The organism is Izhakiella capsodis (assembly GCF_900115045.1).
GTDB lineage: Bacteria > Pseudomonadota > Gammaproteobacteria > Enterobacterales > Enterobacteriaceae > Izhakiella > Izhakiella capsodis.
Genome location: NZ_FOVC01000004.1, coordinates 60134 through 78019 on the forward strand (window position 1 = coordinate 60134; position 17886 = coordinate 78019).

Annotated in this window: 19 protein-coding genes and 1 pseudogene; 11 read left to right on the plus strand and 9 right to left on the minus strand. The window is 51.1% G+C overall.

Annotated elements, in window-relative coordinates; genetic code table 11:
* Nucleotides 1–191 precede the first annotated feature (191 nt).
* The 8 genes and pseudogenes from sstT (at nt 192) to BM191_RS07820 (ending at nt 5957) form a co-directional block, all read left to right on the plus strand.
* Nucleotides 192–1436 carry a serine/threonine transporter SstT gene (gene sstT / locus BM191_RS07785; RefSeq protein WP_092876861.1) on the plus strand — a complete coding sequence of 415 codons (1245 nt, stop codon included), beginning with the start codon at nt 192–194 and terminating at the stop codon, nt 1434–1436.
* A gap of 709 nt (nt 1437–2145) precedes the next feature.
* Nucleotides 2146–2829 carry a DedA family protein gene (locus BM191_RS07790; RefSeq protein ID WP_092877233.1) on the plus strand — a complete coding sequence of 228 codons (684 nt, stop codon included), beginning with the start codon at nt 2146–2148 and terminating at the stop codon, nt 2827–2829.
* A complete protein-coding gene (gene mzrA, locus BM191_RS07795; protein WP_092876863.1) occupies nt 2829–3209 on the plus strand; it encodes an EnvZ/OmpR regulon moderator MzrA in 381 nt (126 codons plus the stop codon). The genes BM191_RS07790 and mzrA overlap by 1 nt, the downstream gene beginning before the upstream one ends.
* A 135-nt stretch (nt 3210–3344) precedes the next feature.
* Nucleotides 3345–3719 (plus strand): DUF1090 domain-containing protein, encoded by a 375-nt coding sequence (locus tag BM191_RS07800; RefSeq protein WP_092876865.1) that lies wholly within the window; start codon nt 3345–3347, stop codon nt 3717–3719.
* Nucleotides 3720–3765: 46 nt separating this feature from the next.
* A complete protein-coding gene (locus BM191_RS07805; protein WP_092876867.1) occupies nt 3766–4071 on the plus strand; it encodes a DUF883 family protein in 306 nt (101 codons plus the stop codon).
* 2 nt (nt 4072–4073) lie between these two features.
* Nucleotides 4074–4466: a phage holin family protein gene (locus tag BM191_RS07810; protein WP_092876869.1), complete on the plus strand. Its 393-nt coding sequence runs from the start codon at nt 4074–4076 to the stop codon at nt 4464–4466.
* The gene (locus BM191_RS07815) at nt 4466–4750 is read left to right on the plus strand and encodes a YqjK-like family protein (protein ID WP_092876871.1); all 285 of its coding nucleotides are present in this window, start codon (nt 4466–4468) and stop codon (nt 4748–4750) included. Before BM191_RS07810 ends, BM191_RS07815 begins: the two co-directional genes overlap by 1 nt.
* A 307-nt stretch (nt 4751–5057) precedes the next feature.
* A pseudogene (locus BM191_RS07820) lies at nt 5058–5957 on the plus strand (glutathione S-transferase family protein).
* Nucleotides 5958–5960: 3 nt separating this feature from the next.
* Here the strand turns inward: BM191_RS07820 and BM191_RS07825 are convergent.
* Nucleotides 5961–6866 carry a LysR family transcriptional regulator gene (locus BM191_RS07825; RefSeq protein ID WP_092876873.1) on the minus strand — a complete coding sequence of 302 codons (906 nt, stop codon included), beginning with the start codon at nt 6864–6866 and terminating at the stop codon, nt 5961–5963.
* A 126-nt stretch (nt 6867–6992) separates the two neighbouring features.
* Here BM191_RS07825 and BM191_RS07830 point away from each other — a divergent pair, with 126 nt between their 5' ends.
* Nucleotides 6993–7694, plus strand: a complete 702-nt coding sequence (locus tag BM191_RS07830) for a pirin family protein (RefSeq protein ID WP_092876875.1) — start codon at nt 6993–6995, stop codon at nt 7692–7694.
* A 695-nt stretch (nt 7695–8389) separates the two neighbouring features.
* Nucleotides 8390–8614 carry a hypothetical protein gene (locus BM191_RS07835; RefSeq protein ID WP_092876877.1) on the plus strand — a complete coding sequence of 75 codons (225 nt, stop codon included), beginning with the start codon at nt 8390–8392 and terminating at the stop codon, nt 8612–8614.
* 35 nt (nt 8615–8649) lie between these two features.
* Here BM191_RS07835 and BM191_RS07840 read toward each other — a convergent pair whose 3' ends face one another.
* From BM191_RS07840 to BM191_RS07865, 5 genes are all read right to left on the minus strand, one after another.
* Nucleotides 8650–9243, minus strand: coding sequence for a Slp family lipoprotein (locus BM191_RS07840; RefSeq protein WP_177203312.1), 594 nt, complete (start codon nt 9241–9243; stop codon nt 8650–8652).
* 364 nt (nt 9244–9607) lie between these two features.
* Nucleotides 9608–10111 carry an RcnB family protein gene (locus tag BM191_RS07850; RefSeq protein ID WP_092876883.1) on the minus strand — a complete coding sequence of 168 codons (504 nt, stop codon included), beginning with the start codon at nt 10109–10111 and terminating at the stop codon, nt 9608–9610.
* Nucleotides 10112–10346: 235 nt separating this feature from the next.
* Complete coding sequence (locus tag BM191_RS07855; RefSeq protein WP_092876885.1) at nt 10347–11186, minus strand: PRD domain-containing protein; 840 nt, start codon at nt 11184–11186, stop codon at nt 10347–10349.
* Nucleotides 11183–12607, minus strand: a complete 1425-nt coding sequence (locus tag BM191_RS07860; protein ID WP_092876887.1) for a glycoside hydrolase family 1 protein — start codon at nt 12605–12607, stop codon at nt 11183–11185. Before BM191_RS07860 ends, BM191_RS07855 begins: the two co-directional genes overlap by 4 nt.
* Nucleotides 12604–14484 (minus strand): beta-glucoside-specific PTS transporter subunit IIABC, encoded by a 1881-nt coding sequence (locus BM191_RS07865; protein ID WP_092876889.1) that lies wholly within the window; start codon nt 14482–14484, stop codon nt 12604–12606. Before BM191_RS07865 ends, BM191_RS07860 begins: the two co-directional genes overlap by 4 nt.
* Nucleotides 14485–15021: 537 nt before the next feature.
* On the opposite strand from BM191_RS07865, the gene BM191_RS07870 reads away from it, so the two are divergent.
* Nucleotides 15022–15684 (plus strand): YecA/YgfB family protein, encoded by a 663-nt coding sequence (locus BM191_RS07870; RefSeq protein WP_092876891.1) that lies wholly within the window; start codon nt 15022–15024, stop codon nt 15682–15684.
* Between the two features lie 174 nt (nt 15685–15858).
* Here the strand turns inward: BM191_RS07870 and entH are convergent, their stop codons facing one another.
* From entH to BM191_RS07885, 3 genes are read right to left on the minus strand one after another with little or no spacing between them, the layout of a single operon-like run.
* Nucleotides 15859–16272, minus strand: a complete 414-nt coding sequence (gene entH / locus BM191_RS07875; protein WP_092876893.1) for a proofreading thioesterase EntH — start codon at nt 16270–16272, stop codon at nt 15859–15861.
* Nucleotides 16273–17019: a 2,3-dihydro-2,3-dihydroxybenzoate dehydrogenase EntA gene (gene entA, locus BM191_RS07880; RefSeq protein WP_092877235.1), complete on the minus strand. Its 747-nt coding sequence runs from the start codon at nt 17017–17019 to the stop codon at nt 16273–16275.
* A 5-nt stretch (nt 17020–17024) separates the two neighbouring features.
* Nucleotides 17025–17879, minus strand: a complete 855-nt coding sequence (locus BM191_RS07885) for an isochorismatase (RefSeq protein ID WP_092876895.1) — start codon at nt 17877–17879, stop codon at nt 17025–17027.
* Between the last annotated feature and the right edge of the window lie 7 nt (nt 17880–17886).

The following is a 17886-nucleotide window of genomic DNA, read 5'->3' on the forward strand; positions in this document are numbered from 1 at the left end:
CCCAGGAAGAGATCCCGACGAATCGGGATCTCTGCACAATCCAAACCTTTTACCGGCTTATTGCGTAAATAATTGCCGCCTACCCTTCCCTCACCGCCTCAATTCCTTATACTTCCTGAGCAAACACGCTACGCAGGGTCTGCCCTCCGCACGGGCCTGCCGCACTATTTCAATAACAATTTGGTTCAGAGATGCAAGTAGATAACAAAGGACAAAACTGGCGGCAACGCCTGTTTCAGGGAAGCCTCATTCAACAAATTCTGATTGGACTACTCGCCGGCATCGCGCTCGCCGCTGTGTCGAAACCGGCCGCCCATGCGGTAGGCATATTAGGAACGCTGTTCGTCAGCGCGCTGAAGGGCGTCGCTCCCCTTCTGGTACTGATGCTGGTAATAGCCTCCATCGCCAGCCATCAGCCTGGACAAAAAACCAGCGTTCGTCACGTGATAATTCTCTATTTACTCAGCACCTTCTTTGCAGCGGTGGTCGCGGTAGTCATGAGCCACCTGATGCCACAATATCTGGTGCTGAAAAGCGTCAGTCAGCAAATTACGCCGCCGTCAGGCATCCTCGCCGTTATTCAGGGCCTGTTAATGAATATGGTGGTTAATCCGGTAAGTGCTCTGATTGAAGCAAACTATATTGGTATTCTGGTATGGGCAATCGGTCTTGGGCTGGCATTCCGACATGCCAGCGACACCACCCGCACGGTGCTTAAAGACGCCTCTTTAGCGGTAACATGGCTGGTACGTGTCGTCATTCGCTGTGCCCCTCTGGGAATTTTCGGCCTGGTTGCGTCAATTCTTGCTGACACTGGCTTCGCGACGTTATGGGGCTATGCACACCTGCTTGCATTATTACTGGGTTGCATGCTGCTGATGGCACTGGTGTTTAATCCGCTACTGGTTTACTGGAAAATCCGTCGCAATCCCTATCCGCTGGTGTTTACCTGCCTGCGCGAAAGCGGCGTTACTGCCTTTTTCACCCGAAGTTCAGCCGCGAATATCCCGGTAAACCTGGCGCTTGCGAAAAAGCTTAATCTCGATGAAGACACCTACTCGGTCGCCATTCCGCTGGGTGCCAATATCAGCATGGCAGGCGCGGCGATCACGATTACGACCCTGACGCTGGCTGCGGTCAATACGTTAGGCATTCACGTTGATTTGCCGACAGCAATACTGCTGAGCGTCGTCGCTTCCCTGTGTGCCTTTGGCTGCTCCGGGGTAGCGGGAGGATCGCTGCTACTGGTGCCGGTAGCCTGTAACATGTTTGGCATTCCTAATGATATTGCCATGCAAGTCGTTGCTTTAGGCTTCATTATCAGCGTATTACAGGACTCTTCTGAGACAGCGCTAAACTCTTCCGCCGATATTCTGTTCACTGCCGCCGCCTGCATCGGCGACGAGCGCAAACAGCAGACTCAGTTTCATCAGTAAGCGAACAGGCTGCCCTTGCCGGGTGGCCTGTTTAATCCTCCACCTTGCCTTATAAGTAAATATTCCTTATACCAAAACACATTAATCTCGTGCGTTTTGGGCGAAATTTCGCCAGTAATTTACCCTGCAGAGCCACCATATCCGACAATTAAGCGCGATTAGTCGGTGAAGCACAGTAAAGGCTACTGCCAGTACGTTAAAGATGCGATATCAGTTAAAAACCACGGGCCAAAACGCACTCTTCCAACCGATCTTACGGTCGATGCACACCTATAAAAATGTTGTCAATACGCCTTGTTAGTGAAAGAAATATCTCGCAACGACGAATTCCAGCAGGATAAATATTGTCAAATTACCAGTCTGTTCATATTTACCCTGACAGGTCGTTAAAAATAATACTTTCCCAGGTAATTTAGGGTCATTTTCACCGCGGAAAGACTGAAAAATGTCAGTCAGTGTAAAACTCCTTTTTCTTATGGCTACCAAACGGTAAAAACAGAAAGACAGACTACGCTTTAGCTATCGTCTCAGCCTGTGATTTGTTACAGTCAGACAGCTTTTCTTACTAATGGTGTTTAGTGACAACATTAGTAACGTCTCACTTGATAATTTGCATAATGTTCGATCCGTGCTTGCTGAAACCAGCAGCTCATTCATTTCCGCTTTGTTTGGATCGATCGAGGATATACGCTGTCAGGAATGCCCGTTGATGGAAACTCTTCAATCTCTGTTTTATGCCCTGTGGCATCAGGATTTCGTAACGCTTACAGACCCATCGCTGATGTGGGCAATTTATATTGTTCTGTTCGTCATCCTTTTTTTAGAAAACGGCTTGCTTCCTGCCGCATTTCTCCCCGGTGATAGCCTGCTAATCCTGGTCGGCGTACTGATCGCCAAAGGCACGTTAAATTTTCCTCTGACTTTATTTATTCTCACCACCGGCGCCAGCCTGGGCTGTTGGGTGAGTTATATTCAGGGGCGCTGGTTAGGTAATACCAAAATCGTGCAAAATTGGCTGGCGCATTTACCCACTCAGTATCATCAGCGCGCGCGCAATCTCTTTCACCGTCACGGTCTTTCAGCACTGCTTATTGGCCGTTTTATCGCTTTTGTCCGCACGTTGTTGCCAACCCTTGCGGGCATATCTGGCCTGAGTAATGCGCGGTTTCAATTTTTCAACTGGATGAGCGGTCTACTGTGGGTGCTAATCCTGACACTGCTTGGATTCGCGCTAGGCAAAACGCCGCTGTTTCGTCGCTACGAAGACCAGTTAATGTTCGGGCTGATGATGCTGCCGTTAATACTGCTGGTGATTGGTTTATGCGGTTCACTTCTGATGATTTGGCGTAAAAAGCGAGCTGTTTCGCAACCAAATGAGAAAGGAGACTCCTAATGAATGTGTTAAAAAAGCCCGGAATTATGCGCCTACGGCTGCTGATCGGGCTTTTTACAGGATCGGTATTACTCTTTGCGCTGAACGTACTTCCTTCGATAATACACCACGATACTGGAATACGAATCCGTACCAGTCTTCAGGGGGTGGCGCTGCCAGACGGATTTTACGTTTATCAATGTCTGAGCGGCCACGGCATCCGCATTAAAAGCATCACTCCTGCCCCCCATTCACTGGTGATACTATTTGACTCTCCTGAACAGAGCCAGGCTGCTGAGCGCTTGCTGCGGCGAGTTCTTCCCTATGGCCTCGATATTTGTCAACTAAAAGAGACCGTTTCGGTAAGAGATCACACTGTCGCTGTCACTCAGCATACCTGAACAGCCTTACCGCAAATGCGCGTTTCTCATTTTTGTGGTTTATCGAATTAATGACTATGCTTTAACAAATTGAAAAAACGACCTGTCTGAGAATTTTTGCCGACTGTGGCCGTCATTATTACAAGGAAATCAGTTATGAAATACTGCCAAATTACTGTGGCTTCGCTGTTTATACTGGCGGGTGTGGCACAGGCTTCAGATTCGCTATGTCAGCAAAAAGCCGACGCCATCAGGCACGAAATCGACGTGGCTAAAAAACATAACAATCAGCGCCGTATTAATGGTCTCGAACGCGCACTCACGGAAGCACAATCAAATTGCAGTGATAAAATGCTGCGCAGTGCTCACCAGGAAAAAATTGCCGCTCAGCGTGCTAAAGTAAAAGAGCGTGAACATGAGCTGGCTGAAGAGCAAGCGAAAAGCGACGATCGCGCTAAAATTGAAAAACGCGAACGCAAACTCACCGAGGCTCGCGCTGAACTTAAAAAGCTTGAGTCTTCCCGCTGGTAACAGCGTCGTCTGAATTTGGATATTATTGATTATCAAGGAGTGTTTTATGGCTAAAGATACCACCTCAGAAAATCTGCGCACTGAGTTGAAAAACCTGGCGGATACCCTTGAAGAAGTGCTGAACAATTCGGCTGAGAAATCAAAAGGTGAACTCGATAAACTGCGCACCAAAGCGCACAGTGCGCTGAAAGAGACGCGCGCGCGACTGGGTGATTCAGGCGAGCGCCTGGCGCAAACCTCACGAGAAGTCGCCGATCGCGCTGATGATTACGTCAAAGAAAATCCCTGGACCAGCGCAGGCATTGGCGCAGCAGTCGGCGTCATTATCGGCATTTTGATAGCGCGCCGTTAACTATGGCTGATTTACAGCAAAATCATGGCCCCGCTAAAGGGGTCATTTCCACAGGCCAGCGCATCATCACTATCCTTGTAGGGATCGTCGAAACACGTTTGCGCCTGGCAGTGGTTGAGCTGGAAGAGGAAAAAGCGAATCTGATTCAGATGCTGATGATGATTGGCCTCACCATGCTGTTTACTGCTTTTGGCTTAATGAGCCTGATGGTGCTGATCATCTGGGCCGTAGACGCCCAGTATCGACTGATGGCGATTGCTATCACCACGGCGGTGCTGTTCGCTTTAGCGCTAATTTTTGGTGTGTGGACGCTGGCAAAATCACGTCAATCCAGCCTGTTACGCGCTACGCGTAAAGAACTGGACAATGATCGCCAGCTGCTGGAGAAAGAGTAGTGGGTTACCGCGAACGCGAGCAGCGGAAATCAGATTTGCTGCGGTTAATTCAACAGCAGCGTTTGGATCTCAGTGCCGGGTGCCGCGACTGGGAGTACGCCACTTTTCGCTACGACCGCAGCTGGCTCAGGCTAATGTCCCTGCGGCGCTATATCGCTATCGGCAGCAGTCTGGCGGCCATCTGGTCCGTACGTCATCCCCGACGTTTGGGACGCTGGTTCAAGCGAGGACTCGGCATCTGGAGCACCTGGCGATTGATACGCAGCAAGCTACCAAAGCAATGATCCACTCACGGGGCGTCCTGACGCGCCCCTTATCAGTCAGAAAAATTCCAGTCGTTATACCTCTCACTTTTCTCCACACCTATATCGACCCTAATCAGAAATCAGGGCTAACAGAATAATTGAAAAATACGCAGTCGTTATCATCGTGCGCACCTGATGATCATTCTGTCCGGTTTTCTTATCAATACCTGGACGCAAGAACCGCGTATTAAATAAAAAGTGCTAACCTTCCCAGCTAAACTTTGAAAGTAACCTTCTGGTGTCTGAGACCGGAAGCTATTTTCATGATGGCGAAAGGGAGGACGGTGTGGGTCAGTTGATTAATGGTGTCTGGCACGATGGGGGATATGATACGAAAACAAACGGCGGACATTTTAAACGGATAGAATCGGTTCTCCGCCACTGGATTACTTCGAACGGGGCCGAAGGTCCCAGCGCTATAGGAGGGTTTAAAACAGAGAAAGATCGCTCTCATCTGTACGTAGCACTCGCCTGCCCCTGGGCGCATCGCACGCTGCTGATGCACCGATTGAAAGGCCTGGAGAAGTTAATTGATATCTCAGTAGTGCGTCCCTAACGGCTGAACATTCGAACATGACTTTCCCGAAGCCACCGGGGACAAACTTTATCAACACGAATTCTTATATCAGCATTATCTGCATGCCGATCCCCAATATAGCGGACGCGTAGCGGTTCCCGTAATGTGGGATAAGCAGCGCCACACCATTGTCAGTAATGAATCCGCCGATATTTTGCGTATGTGTAACAACGCATTTGATGCGCTCGGCGCCCGTGCCGGTGATTATTATCCTGATACACTGCGAAAAGAGATCGATGAGATTAACGACTGGGTTTAGCACTCAGTAAATAATGGCGTTTACAAAAGTGGGTTTGCCACCAGCCAGCAGCTTTATGATAAAGCGGGTAGTGCGCTTTGAAGCGGTCTATGTCACTCACTTCAAGTGTAATAAATCTCGTCTCGACGACTTTCTTAACCTTACTGGTTTTCTGCGGGAAATCTATTAGCTGCCCAACGTTGCCGATGCCGTCGACCTTGCTCATATTCGCCATCATTACTAACGCAGCCATCCCGTCCTTGATCCTCACGGCATTATTTCGGTGGGGCGGTTTTAACTGGCTGGAACCACATGGCCGGGATACACGTTTTCCCGGCTCAAAATTGCCCGGAGACGCCGCAGGCGGCTGACTGTCAGCTCGCCTGACGCTTCGAGAACAGTTTTGGGATCTCACGCAGGCACCATGCCTTCGCCTCTCCCATGCTATCACGGCGCCAGGCCATAATAATATCGACTTCACGCGTATATTCCGGGCTTACCACCCGCAGCCGTCCTTCTGCAATATCCTGTTCGACCATCGGCCACGGCATAGTCGCTACACCCAACCCCTGCAATAACGCCTGCCGCTTAACTTCCATGCTGCTGACGGTCAGACGCTGCTGTTTATCCAGCAGTTGAACGGTGAGTACCGGACGCTCGCGTGCCGTATCAGCCACCGCAATGCCTCTATACTTTACACGGGTAATCTCGGAAAGCGGCTCCGGCTCCTGATGGATAGGATGGTTAGCGCTGGCAACGTAAACACTCATCATGGTAAACAGTTTCCGGGTATTGACCTCTGACGAGGCACGAAAATGCATATCCGGTGCGATAACAATATCTGCACGCCCCTGCTCAAGGCGCTCCCAGGAGCCTGCTAATACCTCGGTTATCAGCGATATCTGCGTAGTGGATTTGGTCGCCAGCTTATCAACCAGTGGAAACAGAAGCTCGGTCGACACCAGAGCCTCGACAACAATCGTCAGATGCGTTTCCCAGCCGCGCGCCAGTGCTTCAGCATCGACGGTCAGTTTATCCGCCGCCTCAAGCAACACTCTCCCGCGCTCCAGCAGCATTCGACCTACATTGGTAAAGCGTGTACGGTGCCCTGAACGGTCAAACAACACGACATCCAGCTCCTCCTCCAGCTTCTGCATGGTGTAGCTTAGCGCAGAAGGTACCCGCCCCAGCTCATCGGCGGCGGCGGCGAAGCTGCCGCGCCGGTCAATGGCATCCATTACGCGCAGCGCTTCCAGGGTCAGCGCCCGATCTTTTGCCATAATAGCCGCCTCTGTCAGTAAATTTGAATATACCGAGCAGATTACCTGGCTAACATTCCACCGTCCAGAAACTTACCATAGAACAATGAATCTTCGTGTAAAGGCAAGGTCCAGCAGGAGAAAGTTATGATTATCGGCCGTGCCGCACATGAATGTGGGAAAGCCGACTATGGCTGGCTGCAAGCGCGCTACACCTTTTCCTTTGGACACTACTTTGATCCGAAACTGCTGGGCTATGCATCGCTGCGCGTGCTTAATCAGGAGGTTCTGGCACCGGGTGCATCCTTCCAACCCCGGGTCTACCCCAACGTCGACGTGCTGAATATTATTTTGCAGGGTGGAGCGGAATACCGTGACAGCGAAGGCAAACACACCGTAGCGCAAACCGGCGAAGCGGTGCTGCTGGCAACCCAGTCTGGGATCATTTACAGCGAACACAACCTGAGTAAAACGACCCCGCTGACCCGTATGCAGCTATGGCTGGATGCTTCTCCGGAGCGGGAAAACAGCCCTGTACAACGCATTAGCACGCGACGGGCACCTTACGCTTTACTGGCTTCGCCAACAGGCAACAGGGGTAGCCTGAAATTACGCCAGCAGGTGTGGATACATCATCTAATGCTGGAAAAAGGGGAGCAACAACGTGTCCGTTTACATGGACCACGAGCCTATCTGCAATCGATACACGGCTCATTACAGGTGCAAACACCAGCATCTGAGACCCGGCGTCTGGTCTGCGGCGATGGTGCGTTTATTGCCGAAGAAAACCAGCTTGAGCTGATCGCCACCACGCCAACGCAAGCGCTGGTCATCGATCTGCCGGTTTAATGTTTTAACGCGCTTTCATCTTCTTCGGGACGATTACCGGCATAAAAACCAGTCAACTCAGAAAATAACTATTTATCATTAGATAAATTGATTAATATCAGGCTGAATGGTTAAAAAAATCTGGCACAACGAATTATTTCCTAAACGAATAACAAACTGTAGTTAACTTTTAATAAAACGATTAACATGCATGCCTGTAAATAACCAATCGCAGCAGAACATGAAAATAATAAAAACATCATTAATAATACTCATGCTAACTATTAGCGCCTTAGTTATCATCTTTTGCCAGGATGAAGTTAAGTGTTGTCTGAAAGAAAGTAAACATATTATTCGCCCACTGTGTGAGGAACATTATCAGAATGTTAATTTATTCTGATGCACCCTGATCCATACTTGTTTTGATTCTGGTGAATTAAAAACCAGCGTCAAAATATCATTTAAATATGATTAAAAATGAATGAACTTGGGTAAACAAGTATTATGGACTGATGATAACAACTGGCGAAATGGCCATTGTTACCTGAGCGTCAAAGAAAAACGCAAAAATAATCATTTCAGCGTCTTCTGCCGGTGCCATTCCGATCGATAAATATCACCATAACTGCCAAAACATCTTTATCTTGTACTGACAAAAATCAATTTTATGTCCGGTAGGTTACTGCTATCGAAAGGTTATTGAGGAAAAAGTCAGGATGAGAATTGCAGATATATTAATGGGCGGAACCTTCCTGGGCATCTCTTTTTTTTCCGCGGCTCAGTCAGTTCCATTTCAGTTGCAACCCATTCATATAAGTGGAGAAGCTCATATGTTGACATTGAACAATGCCGATACGGCTGAAACTCCCGATGAGTTTGTTCCGATCACGATCAATATTACTCAGGTAAGAGGAAAATCGAACATTGTCGCCAGCAGATAAGTGCCTGAGCGGCCAGATGGCCGCTTTTATTACCATTATTTAACAATGGTTTTCTGAATCTGAAAAGAATCTGGCGCCGGATACCACCCCCAATCCATTACATAGGGATAGGGGTAGGGATAGGCTGACCAGCCATCGTTCCAGTACGGACCAAAGCCGTAGTTCCAGCTTTCAACAGGTATCAGATTTTCTCTGATATGCCAGATTTGATAGCCCAGCATGTTAAGAACGATGAATTTATATTGTGCTTTCCCGACCCTACCCTGCACGCTATTATCTACCGTACCCAGTACGGTTATCAGATGATTCCTGAGCGTCAGAGGATCGATAAAGCCCGCTTTTTTAACCATCACACGCCCCTGATAGGGCTGGTCTATATCGGGCCGGGCAGTTTTATCAAGAGGCTGAACCGCTATTTCAAACAGCGTTTCATTCTCATGATTGATGACGTTCACTACCCGACCACCAATACGAACCTCCTGCCCCTTATACTGGACTGGATTTTCATAGAGTTGCTGATAACTCGCCGTAGAAACCAGCTCGCTGTTACCACCAAGATTTTTCGGTATCGATGAGCAGCCGGTAACGATAAACCCTGAGATTAAGACGGGTAATAATAATTTTTTCAATTCCATTTACCTTAAATTCGTAGCCGTTAATGTTCCCCATTAACCGGGTCAACTGCGTTTATATCGAGAGACAGAAATTATCCTATCGTGATTGATTTTAACATAGTAGCAAAATCATCCCGATCAACGATCGGAGCAAAAGTATGAGTACAGATATTATTTTTTATTAACATAAAGTTAATCAACAGTTTTTTAAAATTCATGTATTTTAGTTTCTGCTCATACCCACTGCGCCGCGGTTCTCTGTGACTCAGGAGGTCATTCAGGTGCGGTCTTCCAATCTGCATCTATCTCCCCGGGATAGAGTAACCGGCGTAAAAAAGGCGCAATGTTAGTGCGCCTGTGTACAGAAGGTCTGAAGACATCAGTGATAAAAAATCTCACCCGCCTTGGCCTGCAAAATTTTACCTTCGCCATTGCTGATCAGCACGTAATTGCCGCCCATATAGGTCCAGTGACTATCGGGCTGCGGAGCCGGTAAATGGCGGACTTTATAATCCGTAATGTAATAGGGTTTTGTACGGTATAGCGGAGGAACGATGTCACCGATAATGTATTTTTTGTAATCCGCGAAGAAGCTTTTAACCTCGTAATCATTTTGCGGGCCAGGCACTATCTCACTGCTCTCTCCCGGTGTGGTGCCGTTTTGCGCCTGCACATTGTGCGGAAAAGAGTGCGGCTGTTCACTCTTCTGTTGAGAGGAAGCCTGAGCCGCATCGTTCGACTGGGCGACATCGGCCTGTGCCTGCTCAACCGATGCAGCCTGCTGTATATCGCTCTGTTGATTAACCGTCTTAGCGCAGGACGTTAACGCTAATACCGTCGAAAACATGAAGGCGGTACACAGCACCTTTTTAGTTTTATGCATAATCTCTCCCATCACTTACGGCTATCATGTCGCACAAAGGTTTCATTGTGGCAGACAGTTATAGCCACAACCACCCCAGGATGACCAGATTTATTAACGCAAAAAGTAAAAAGGGTGTGAACATAGCCCCCTCCGGGCGTCTTTTTACTGTCAATTGACGGTCAGGGGTGAGCCCAAAACCCGATGACAACGGCATCGGCACAACGTCCGGTGTAAGCCGTTTGACAGAACGAATTCACCCGTCGAGATTTGCGATCCGCACCAGGTGAACCGTAAGCCACAGCAGCTCGCTCTCTCCGAGGATACTATCGAGCTGGGCCTTTACATAATCACGGATCAGCAGCGCACAGCGGTAAGCGTCCGGATAAGCCTTAATCACCTGCTCCAGCAAAAAACTGTCTCGCGCGCCGTCCTGTTCCCCCTCCTGTAAACGCTGAAGGAAAAACTGCATATGGATCAGAAAGCGCGAGTAGTTAATCGATTCGGTGTCTATCTGCTGCTTAAAGTGATACTGCACAAGATTAAAAATATCCTTCAGCATTTTCACCGATTGCATGGCCTGCGCCACATCGTCGCCCTCGGTTTGGCCGTTAACCAGGTGAAAAGCGATATTTCCAACCTCCTCCTCCGGCAGTTCAATACCATATAACTCGCGGATAATTCTCACCGCTTCACTGGCAACGTGAAACTGCTGTGAATAAAAGCGCCTGACATCCGGTAACAGGCGGTTTTGAAGGATGATCCCTTTACGACTGCGCTCGATAGCAAAGTTCAGGTGGTCGGCAAGCGTAAAGAAAATCTGCTCGCGGACTTTGCTGGTCAGTTGCTGATTGGCTAGGGAAATAATCATCGAGGCCATTTCAATAACCTCGTCAGAAATGGTGGAGAGTGCTTCGGGATAGCCGCCGCGTACATAGAGCGTCTGGGTGACAAACAGTTTTTCAATCGCCTCGGGGACGATCTCATCGCCGGCTTTGCTGTTAAAGCCAATGCCTTTTCCCATGACGATAACCTCCCTGTTATCGTCATCGATGGAGAGCACCAGGCTATTATTGAGCACCTTCTGGACAATCATCTCAGCGACTCGTCGGTGTTACCGTTTTGCGCGATGAGATCCTTATACCACCAGAAGCTGCGTTTACGGACCCTGTGCAGACTCTTCAGGTCATCCTCACCGCGATCGACATAAATAAAACCGTATCGCTTGGCGTATCCCTGGTGCGTACTGACCACGTCAATTGCCGCCCAAGGGCAATAGCCCATCAGCTCGACGCCATCGGCAATCGCCAGTCGCATTTGTGCAATATGCGCGTCAAGGAAGGCGATACGATAATCATCATTAACCGTCCCGTCATGCTCCAGCTTATCCGGCGCGCCCATACCATTTTCGCTAATCAGAATCGGCAGACCATAGCGCTCACACACTTTACGCAGCGTCAGGCGTAACCCCACCGGGTCCACTACCCAGCCATAGGGCGTTTTGCCAACCCACGGGTTTTCCGCCGGCCGATAAACCCCCTCCTCACCCAGCATGATCTGCTGGTCGCCCGCACGGGGCGCTACATCGCCACCGTCGCCCCGGCTGGCCGCAATAGTGGCGGTCGAATAGTAGTTAATGGCGATAAAGTCCGGATTTCCCTGCTGCAAAATCAGCGCGTCCTCAGGCTGCATCTCCGGCGCGAGACCGCGGTCCCGCATATAGGCCCACGCCAGAGCGTTGTAGCGGCCATGCACCGCAACATCCATAAAACTCCAGCAGCGTAGCGTCTCCCAGTTGTGTGCGGCAATAGCATCTTCCGGTCGGCAGCTTTCGGCATACATTGAGGTGGTATTTATCGCCGGGCCGATGCGCAGTCCGGGAAATTCACGGTGACACAGGGCAAAAATCTGTGCCTGAGCCAGCATCATATGATGATTCTGCTGGTACAACGACCGCTTGTCCGGCAGGGCGCGATCGGCAGGTACGCCAATCGCACCGGGATGCAGGATCATGGTGTTCTGTTCGTTAATCGTTAACCATAGCGGGGCTTTATCGGCATACTCGCTGAACAGCAGCCGGGCATAGCGCACGAACGCCTCACCGGTTTTGCGGTTCAGCCAGCCGCCTTTTAGCTCCAGCGCCCACGGCAGGTCGAAGTGGTACAGCGTGACAATTGGCGTGATCCCGTGGCGTGTCAGGGCGTCGATCAGACGGTGATAGAAGGCCAAACCGTCCGGATTCACCACGCCGTCACCATCGGGGATCACCCTGGACCAGGCTATCGAAAAGCGGTAAGCCTTCAGGCCCATTTGCGCCATCAGAGCGACATCCTCCTCTACGCGATGATAGTGGTCGCTGGCGACGCGGAAATCTGCGGTTCCGGGTGGATGGCTGAGCATATCGACTACCGACGGTCCTTTACCGTCTTTATCCCACGCGCCCTCGACCTGATAAGCCGAGGTAGACGCACCCCACAGAAAACCATCCGGGAATCGGGCCTGTTGTTGATAGATCATACCGGTATCTCCTTCGCGGATTGCACCATCAGCCGCTCGCCGTAATCAACCTGCACAGCGGCGGTGAGATGCAGCATGTGCTGCTTATCGTCATCAATCACAATCACCGGGGTAATCAGGTCATAGCCGGCCTGTTCAATAGCAGCCATATCAAAACGGATAAGCGGCTGTCCAGCATCCACTTTATCCCCCACCTTCAGCGCTGAACTAAAGTACTGACCATTAAGGTTTACGGTGTCGATACCAATGTGGATCAGCAGCTCAAGCCCTCTGTCGCTCCGCAGGCCAACAGCGTGACAGGAGGGCAAAAACATCACCACCGTACCGCTAAAAGGCGCTCGCAAAATACCTTCCTGCGGACGGATCGCGACCCCTTCGCCCAGCAGACCGCCGGAAAACACGTCATCGTTGACTTCGCTTAGCGCCACCACCTGGCCGCGCAGCGGGCTTAACACCTCAATTTCCCCCTGACTTACTGGTCCGGTAGCAGGCTGGGGCGCCTCGCTGACGCCTTTTTTATCCTCGACGCTCTCTTTAAATGCAATAAACCATGTCAGGGTAAAAGATACCACGATAGCAATGGCGCAGGTGATCAGCGCATGGACGATGTTCATCGGATTGGCACCAATAAACGCCGGCAGCGCCGCCAGCCCCGGAGAAACAAACGCGTAGCGTACCAGTCCGCTAACCCCAGCGTATACCCCAGCGCAGCCACCGCCGATCATAGCGGCAATCAGCACAGGGCGGGACTTGAGCAGCACCCCATACAACGCCGGCTCGGTGATCCCCAGCAGCGCGGTAAAGCCCGAAGAAGAGGCGAGCTGACGCAGGTTACTATTTTTGGTTTTTAGCGCTACACACAGCGTCGCGGCCCCCATCGCGACGTTTGACGCCAGCATCCCCGGCCCGTTAATCATCTCATAACCGTTTTTACTTAGCTGACCGGTTGCGATCGGCGTCATCGCCCAGGCGGTGCCGGTAATGATCAGAAATGGCTGCAGCGTCCCCATCAGCATCGGGATTAACCAGCTGGCGTGGTGGTCTATTGCCCCCGCCCCTGCAGCGACCAGATCGTTGAGTAAAATCCCCGCCGGGCCGACAACCACCAGGGCCAGCGGGGCGGTAATCAACAGAATCAGCATCGGCTTGACGAAAAATTTGATAATCGATGGTGAGACTTTTTCGGCAAAGCGCTCCACCCACGACATCAGCCACACGGTCAGAATGATCGGCAGCACCGATCCGGCATAATCTGCAAGCAGCACGTGGATACCGAGAAAATCAACCGTTTTACCGGTCGCCATCATCTGTCCAATGCCCGGATGCAGCAGCACGCCCGCGAGGGTCATCGCCAGAATCGGGTTACATTCAAACTTAAGCGATGCCCCGTAGGCCAGCAGTACCGGCAGGAAAAAAAAGGCCGCGTCGGCAATAATATTGAGCAGTTGATAGGTCGGGCTGGTTTCGCTAATCGCACCGGTTAGCTTGAGAATAGCCAACAACGCTTTGATCATGCCCGCGCCAGTGATCGCCGGGATTACCGGGGTAAACGTTGTCGAAATGACGCTGATAATACGCGCAACGATACCGTCAGGTTTCGCGTTTTTATCGCTGCCGGTCGGCGTATTTCTCTGCGGCAAACCCTTATGGATAAGGCGATAAACCTGCTGAACCTCATTGCCGATAACAATCTGAAACTGGCCACCTTTCTCCACAACGCTGATCACACCGGGAATAGAGCCAATCTGGAGATCATTGACCTTCCCGCGATCATTGAACTCCATACGCAGTCGTGTTGCGCAATGAGTAAGCATACGGATATTCTCCGCTCCGCCCACCGCATGGAGGATTTTATTTGCTGTTTCACTATAGTTCATTGTATCCCCTGACATTAGAGCAAAAAAAAAACCAAAACAGCGACGCTCCCCTGGCGGGAGAGCACTCCTATTTTGGTCTTGCCTGCTTTCGCAGTAGCACGCCATCATAAAAATGGATTATTTCGGCGGATTATCTTAGCGGCCCTGGACTAATTCAATGGTAATTAAATAAAAATGTGAGCTGGATTAAGTAATGCTCAGCCTGAAGTCAGATGCGAAAAGGATATCGGTGCGTATGCGTCGAAAGCGTATTAAGAGTGCACAGGGATCCGCCCGCTCGCAATTAATAGTCATCCTGAATAATATTATATTTACAATTAATAAACATAAACGACACTAAAAGATAAATTAAAACATAGCGTTAATCGATAGGAAGAACTCAGCATTTTTAATTGATAACGTCGGCGCAACTTTTGCCGATAACTAGTAGACTCGTTGAATAAACTGCGCGTAAGCTGGCAATTGCCCCCTCGTGCGAAAAGATAAGCCAGCATCTGTGCGCCACGGTGAACCCCTTTGATGCCAGGAGGCGTTTGTATGAAAGAAGGTCCATTAACTGACAAAGAGCTGCAATGGCTCGAAGAACTGCTGGAAAAATATGGCAATGACAGTTCAATTCTTGATGTCGCCGAACTTGACGGTATGCTAACAGCCATCCTGTCAGGCCCGACGGTAGTCCCTCCCAGCGAATGGCTAATCGCACTGTGGGGCGGAGAGAAAAACATACCGTCATGGAGTAACGAACGAGAAATGTCGCGCTTTATCGATCTCAGCTTCCAGCATATGAACGATATTGCCGATCGCCTGAATCACTATCCCGATCAGTTTGATCCTCTGTTTGGCGTGCGCGAAATCGACGACAAGGAGTTCACTATCGCCGAGGAGTGGTGCTTCGGTTACATGCGCGGCGTGGCGCTACGCGACTGGTCATCACTGCCTGCAATGCTGCAGCCTGCATTAAACGCCATTGCCCTGCATGGGACGCAGGAAAATTTTGAGCGGCTTGATACTCTCTCACCGGAGGAGATGGAGCAGAGTATCGCCGCTATTCGCCCGGCGGCCATCGCGTTGCATAGCTACTGGCTAGCGCAGCCACAGCAGCCTTCCGAACAACCGGTCGTTGTCGGTAGTCGGCCTGGCCGAAACGATCCCTGCCCGTGCGGCAGTGGTAAAAAATATAAGCAGTGCTGCCTGCATTAAAACGCGGTTTCAGTGAGAAAAAAACTCTCGCCCCGGCGCTCGGTTAGCGGAGTGCCAGCGCGATCAATCCACCCGCTTGCAGCACCGGAGTTTCATAATGAGAAAACGTTGCACCACTTAGCCTTGCAACCAGTAGATTTACAGTGGGCAAAGCGTCCGGAAGTGACGTCACCTTCACCCCAATACCGCGGTACTTAACCGACAGCTGCAAGTGCGTTGCCCGCGTTCGTCAAACAGGGCCACCTCCCAGCTTTGATGCTGACGGCCCAGATGCAGCGGCTGGCAGACGCCGCGCACTTTGCCGCTGCTTACCGCGCGATGATGAGTCGCGTTCAGCTCCATACCGACCACCGTTTGCCCTTCATTGGTCATCATGTAACCTGCCATCGAACCGAGCGTCTCCGCCAGCACCGCCGAGGCACCACCGTGAAGCAGGCCAAACGGCTGAATGGTACGGCTATCGACCGGCATTTCCGCTTCCAGCATCCCCTCCGCGACGCGGATATAAACGATCCCCAGGTGCGCAACCAACGTGTTGGCGCTGGAGGCATTCAGTTCATCCAGCGTGTAAGGGCGTTTCCAGAACATTTATGCTCCCAGTGTTGAACCGCCATCCACCACAATGTCCTGCAACGTGATATGGCTGGCATGGCTGGATGCGAGAAATAAAATCGTATTGGCGATTTCGCTCGGACGGGCGATCTTGCCTAACGGAATACCGAGCTTAAACTGCGCGCCGACACCGCGAATTCGCAGCAGCTCCGCATCATCGCTGCTCCAGAGGGTGCGCTGCATATCGGTATCGGTGGAGCCGGGCGAGACGATATTACACCGCACGCCGAACGCGGCCAGCTCAAGCCCTACCGTCTGCGTCAGACTTTTCAGGGCAGCTTTGGATGCACCGTAGGCGCTCATGCCAATACGCGGCGTATGGGCGGCATCAGAGGCCACCGTCACGATCGCACCACCACGCTGATGGCGAAAATGTGCCATCGTTTGCTGATACAGATTAAACGCACCGCCAACATTAACGGCAAACGTTTGCTGCCAGTCTTCGGCTGACAGCGAATCAGTCGCACCCATTCGCAAAATGCCTGCCGCGTTGACCAGCACATCAAGTCGCTCGCCCTGTTTCAACAAACGATGGCAAACCTGCGCAACCTGTCGGCTATCGGCAACGTCCATTATCTCGGTGGTAAAAGGATAAGGCCCGCCGGAAAACGTCAGATCGAAGCCGGTCACCTCGGCTCCGGCTTCAGCAAACGCCAGTGCGGTGGCGTACCCGATCCCTTTACCCGCGCCGGTTACCCATATCCGCTGGCCGAGAAAATCCAGAGCCGTCACGACTTCACCCCGCGCGACAACAGCGCCCACCAGGCATCAATAGTGGGGTTTTTCGCCAGCATGACAAAATCAATATCATGATGCGCTTTGCGCCAGCGAGCGGCCAGCGCCATCATGCGCACAGAGTCCAGACCGTAATCAATCAAGTTTTCATCATCCAGCGGCTCGTCCGACTCATCCAATAACGGCATGACCAGCGTACGCAGTGCGGCTTTAGAAGCGGGTAGCGGCAGCAACTCTTCCGTCATCACTACGCGACCTGAGCGCCCGGCGACAAATCTTAGCGCCATCAGGTGCTCCTCGCGACTGAAATCGGCCAGCGCATCGGCAACCATAAAAGGTTTGATATCGCGCATAAATGCATCGGTCGCGGTAATCATACAGCCGATGTGCGCATAAACACCGGTGATAATCAGCTGGTCTCGCCCGGTTTCTTTGAGCATTTTCTCCAATGGTGAGCGATAAAAAGCGCTATAGCGCCATTTGACCAGCATGGTGTCCGACTCATCGGGTGCCAGCGCAGCCACAACGCGCTGCTGGTCTGGCGAGCGGGTCAGACCCGGCCCCCACATATCGTTTAACAGCGCGCGATCTTCATCGCTCTGTGTTGAAGGCTGGGCGGTGTAGTAAACGGGAATATTGTTCTGTTTACAGAACTGACGTAGCGCCGCGATATTCTCCACGACTTTTTCAATCAACGGGCTGTTATCGCCCCAAAAGCCGAGGAAATACTGTTGCATATCGTGGATCAGGAGCGCGGCACGCTGAGGGTCAAATGCCCAGCTAACCTTATTTAACGGTATCTCTTGCGCCGCAGGAAGTGCATAAGAATGCAGTTTTTGAATAGCCATGATAGTT

Excerpts from the sequence above, each read along its gene's own strand:
- BM191_RS07790 (WP_092877233.1), top strand. The coding sequence starts at position 2,146 with ATGGAAACTCTTCAATCTCTGTTTTATGCCCTGTGGCATCAGGATTTC.
- BM191_RS07835 (WP_092876877.1), top strand. The coding sequence starts at position 8,390 with ATGAGAATTGCAGATATATTAATGGGCGGAACCTTCCTGGGCATCTCT.
- BM191_RS07850 (WP_092876883.1), bottom strand. The coding sequence starts at position 10,111 with ATGCATAAAACTAAAAAGGTGCTGTGTACCGCCTTCATGTTTTCGACG.
- BM191_RS07885 (WP_092876895.1), bottom strand. The coding sequence starts at position 17,879 with ATGGCTATTCAAAAACTGCATTCTTATGCACTTCCTGCGGCGCAAGAG.
- BM191_RS07865 (WP_092876889.1), bottom strand. The coding sequence starts at position 14,484 with ATGAACTATAGTGAAACAGCAAATAAAATCCTCCATGCGGTGGGCGGA.
- sstT (WP_092876861.1), top strand. The coding sequence starts at position 192 with ATGCAAGTAGATAACAAAGGACAAAACTGGCGGCAACGCCTGTTTCAG.
- BM191_RS07800 (WP_092876865.1), top strand. The coding sequence starts at position 3,345 with ATGAAATACTGCCAAATTACTGTGGCTTCGCTGTTTATACTGGCGGGT.
- mzrA (WP_092876863.1), top strand. The coding sequence starts at position 2,829 with ATGAATGTGTTAAAAAAGCCCGGAATTATGCGCCTACGGCTGCTGATC.
- entH (WP_092876893.1), bottom strand. The coding sequence starts at position 16,272 with ATGTTCTGGAAACGCCCTTACACGCTGGATGAACTGAATGCCTCCAGC.
- BM191_RS07825 (WP_092876873.1), bottom strand. The coding sequence starts at position 6,866 with ATGGCAAAAGATCGGGCGCTGACCCTGGAAGCGCTGCGCGTAATGGAT.
- BM191_RS07860 (WP_092876887.1), bottom strand. The coding sequence starts at position 12,607 with ATGATCTATCAACAACAGGCCCGATTCCCGGATGGTTTTCTGTGGGGT.
- BM191_RS07810 (WP_092876869.1), top strand. The coding sequence starts at position 4,074 with ATGGCTGATTTACAGCAAAATCATGGCCCCGCTAAAGGGGTCATTTCC.
- BM191_RS07830 (WP_092876875.1), top strand. The coding sequence starts at position 6,993 with ATGATTATCGGCCGTGCCGCACATGAATGTGGGAAAGCCGACTATGGC.
- BM191_RS07805 (WP_092876867.1), top strand. The coding sequence starts at position 3,766 with ATGGCTAAAGATACCACCTCAGAAAATCTGCGCACTGAGTTGAAAAAC.
- BM191_RS07855 (WP_092876885.1), bottom strand. The coding sequence starts at position 11,186 with ATGATTGTCCAGAAGGTGCTCAATAATAGCCTGGTGCTCTCCATCGAT.
- BM191_RS07870 (WP_092876891.1), top strand. The coding sequence starts at position 15,022 with ATGAAAGAAGGTCCATTAACTGACAAAGAGCTGCAATGGCTCGAAGAA.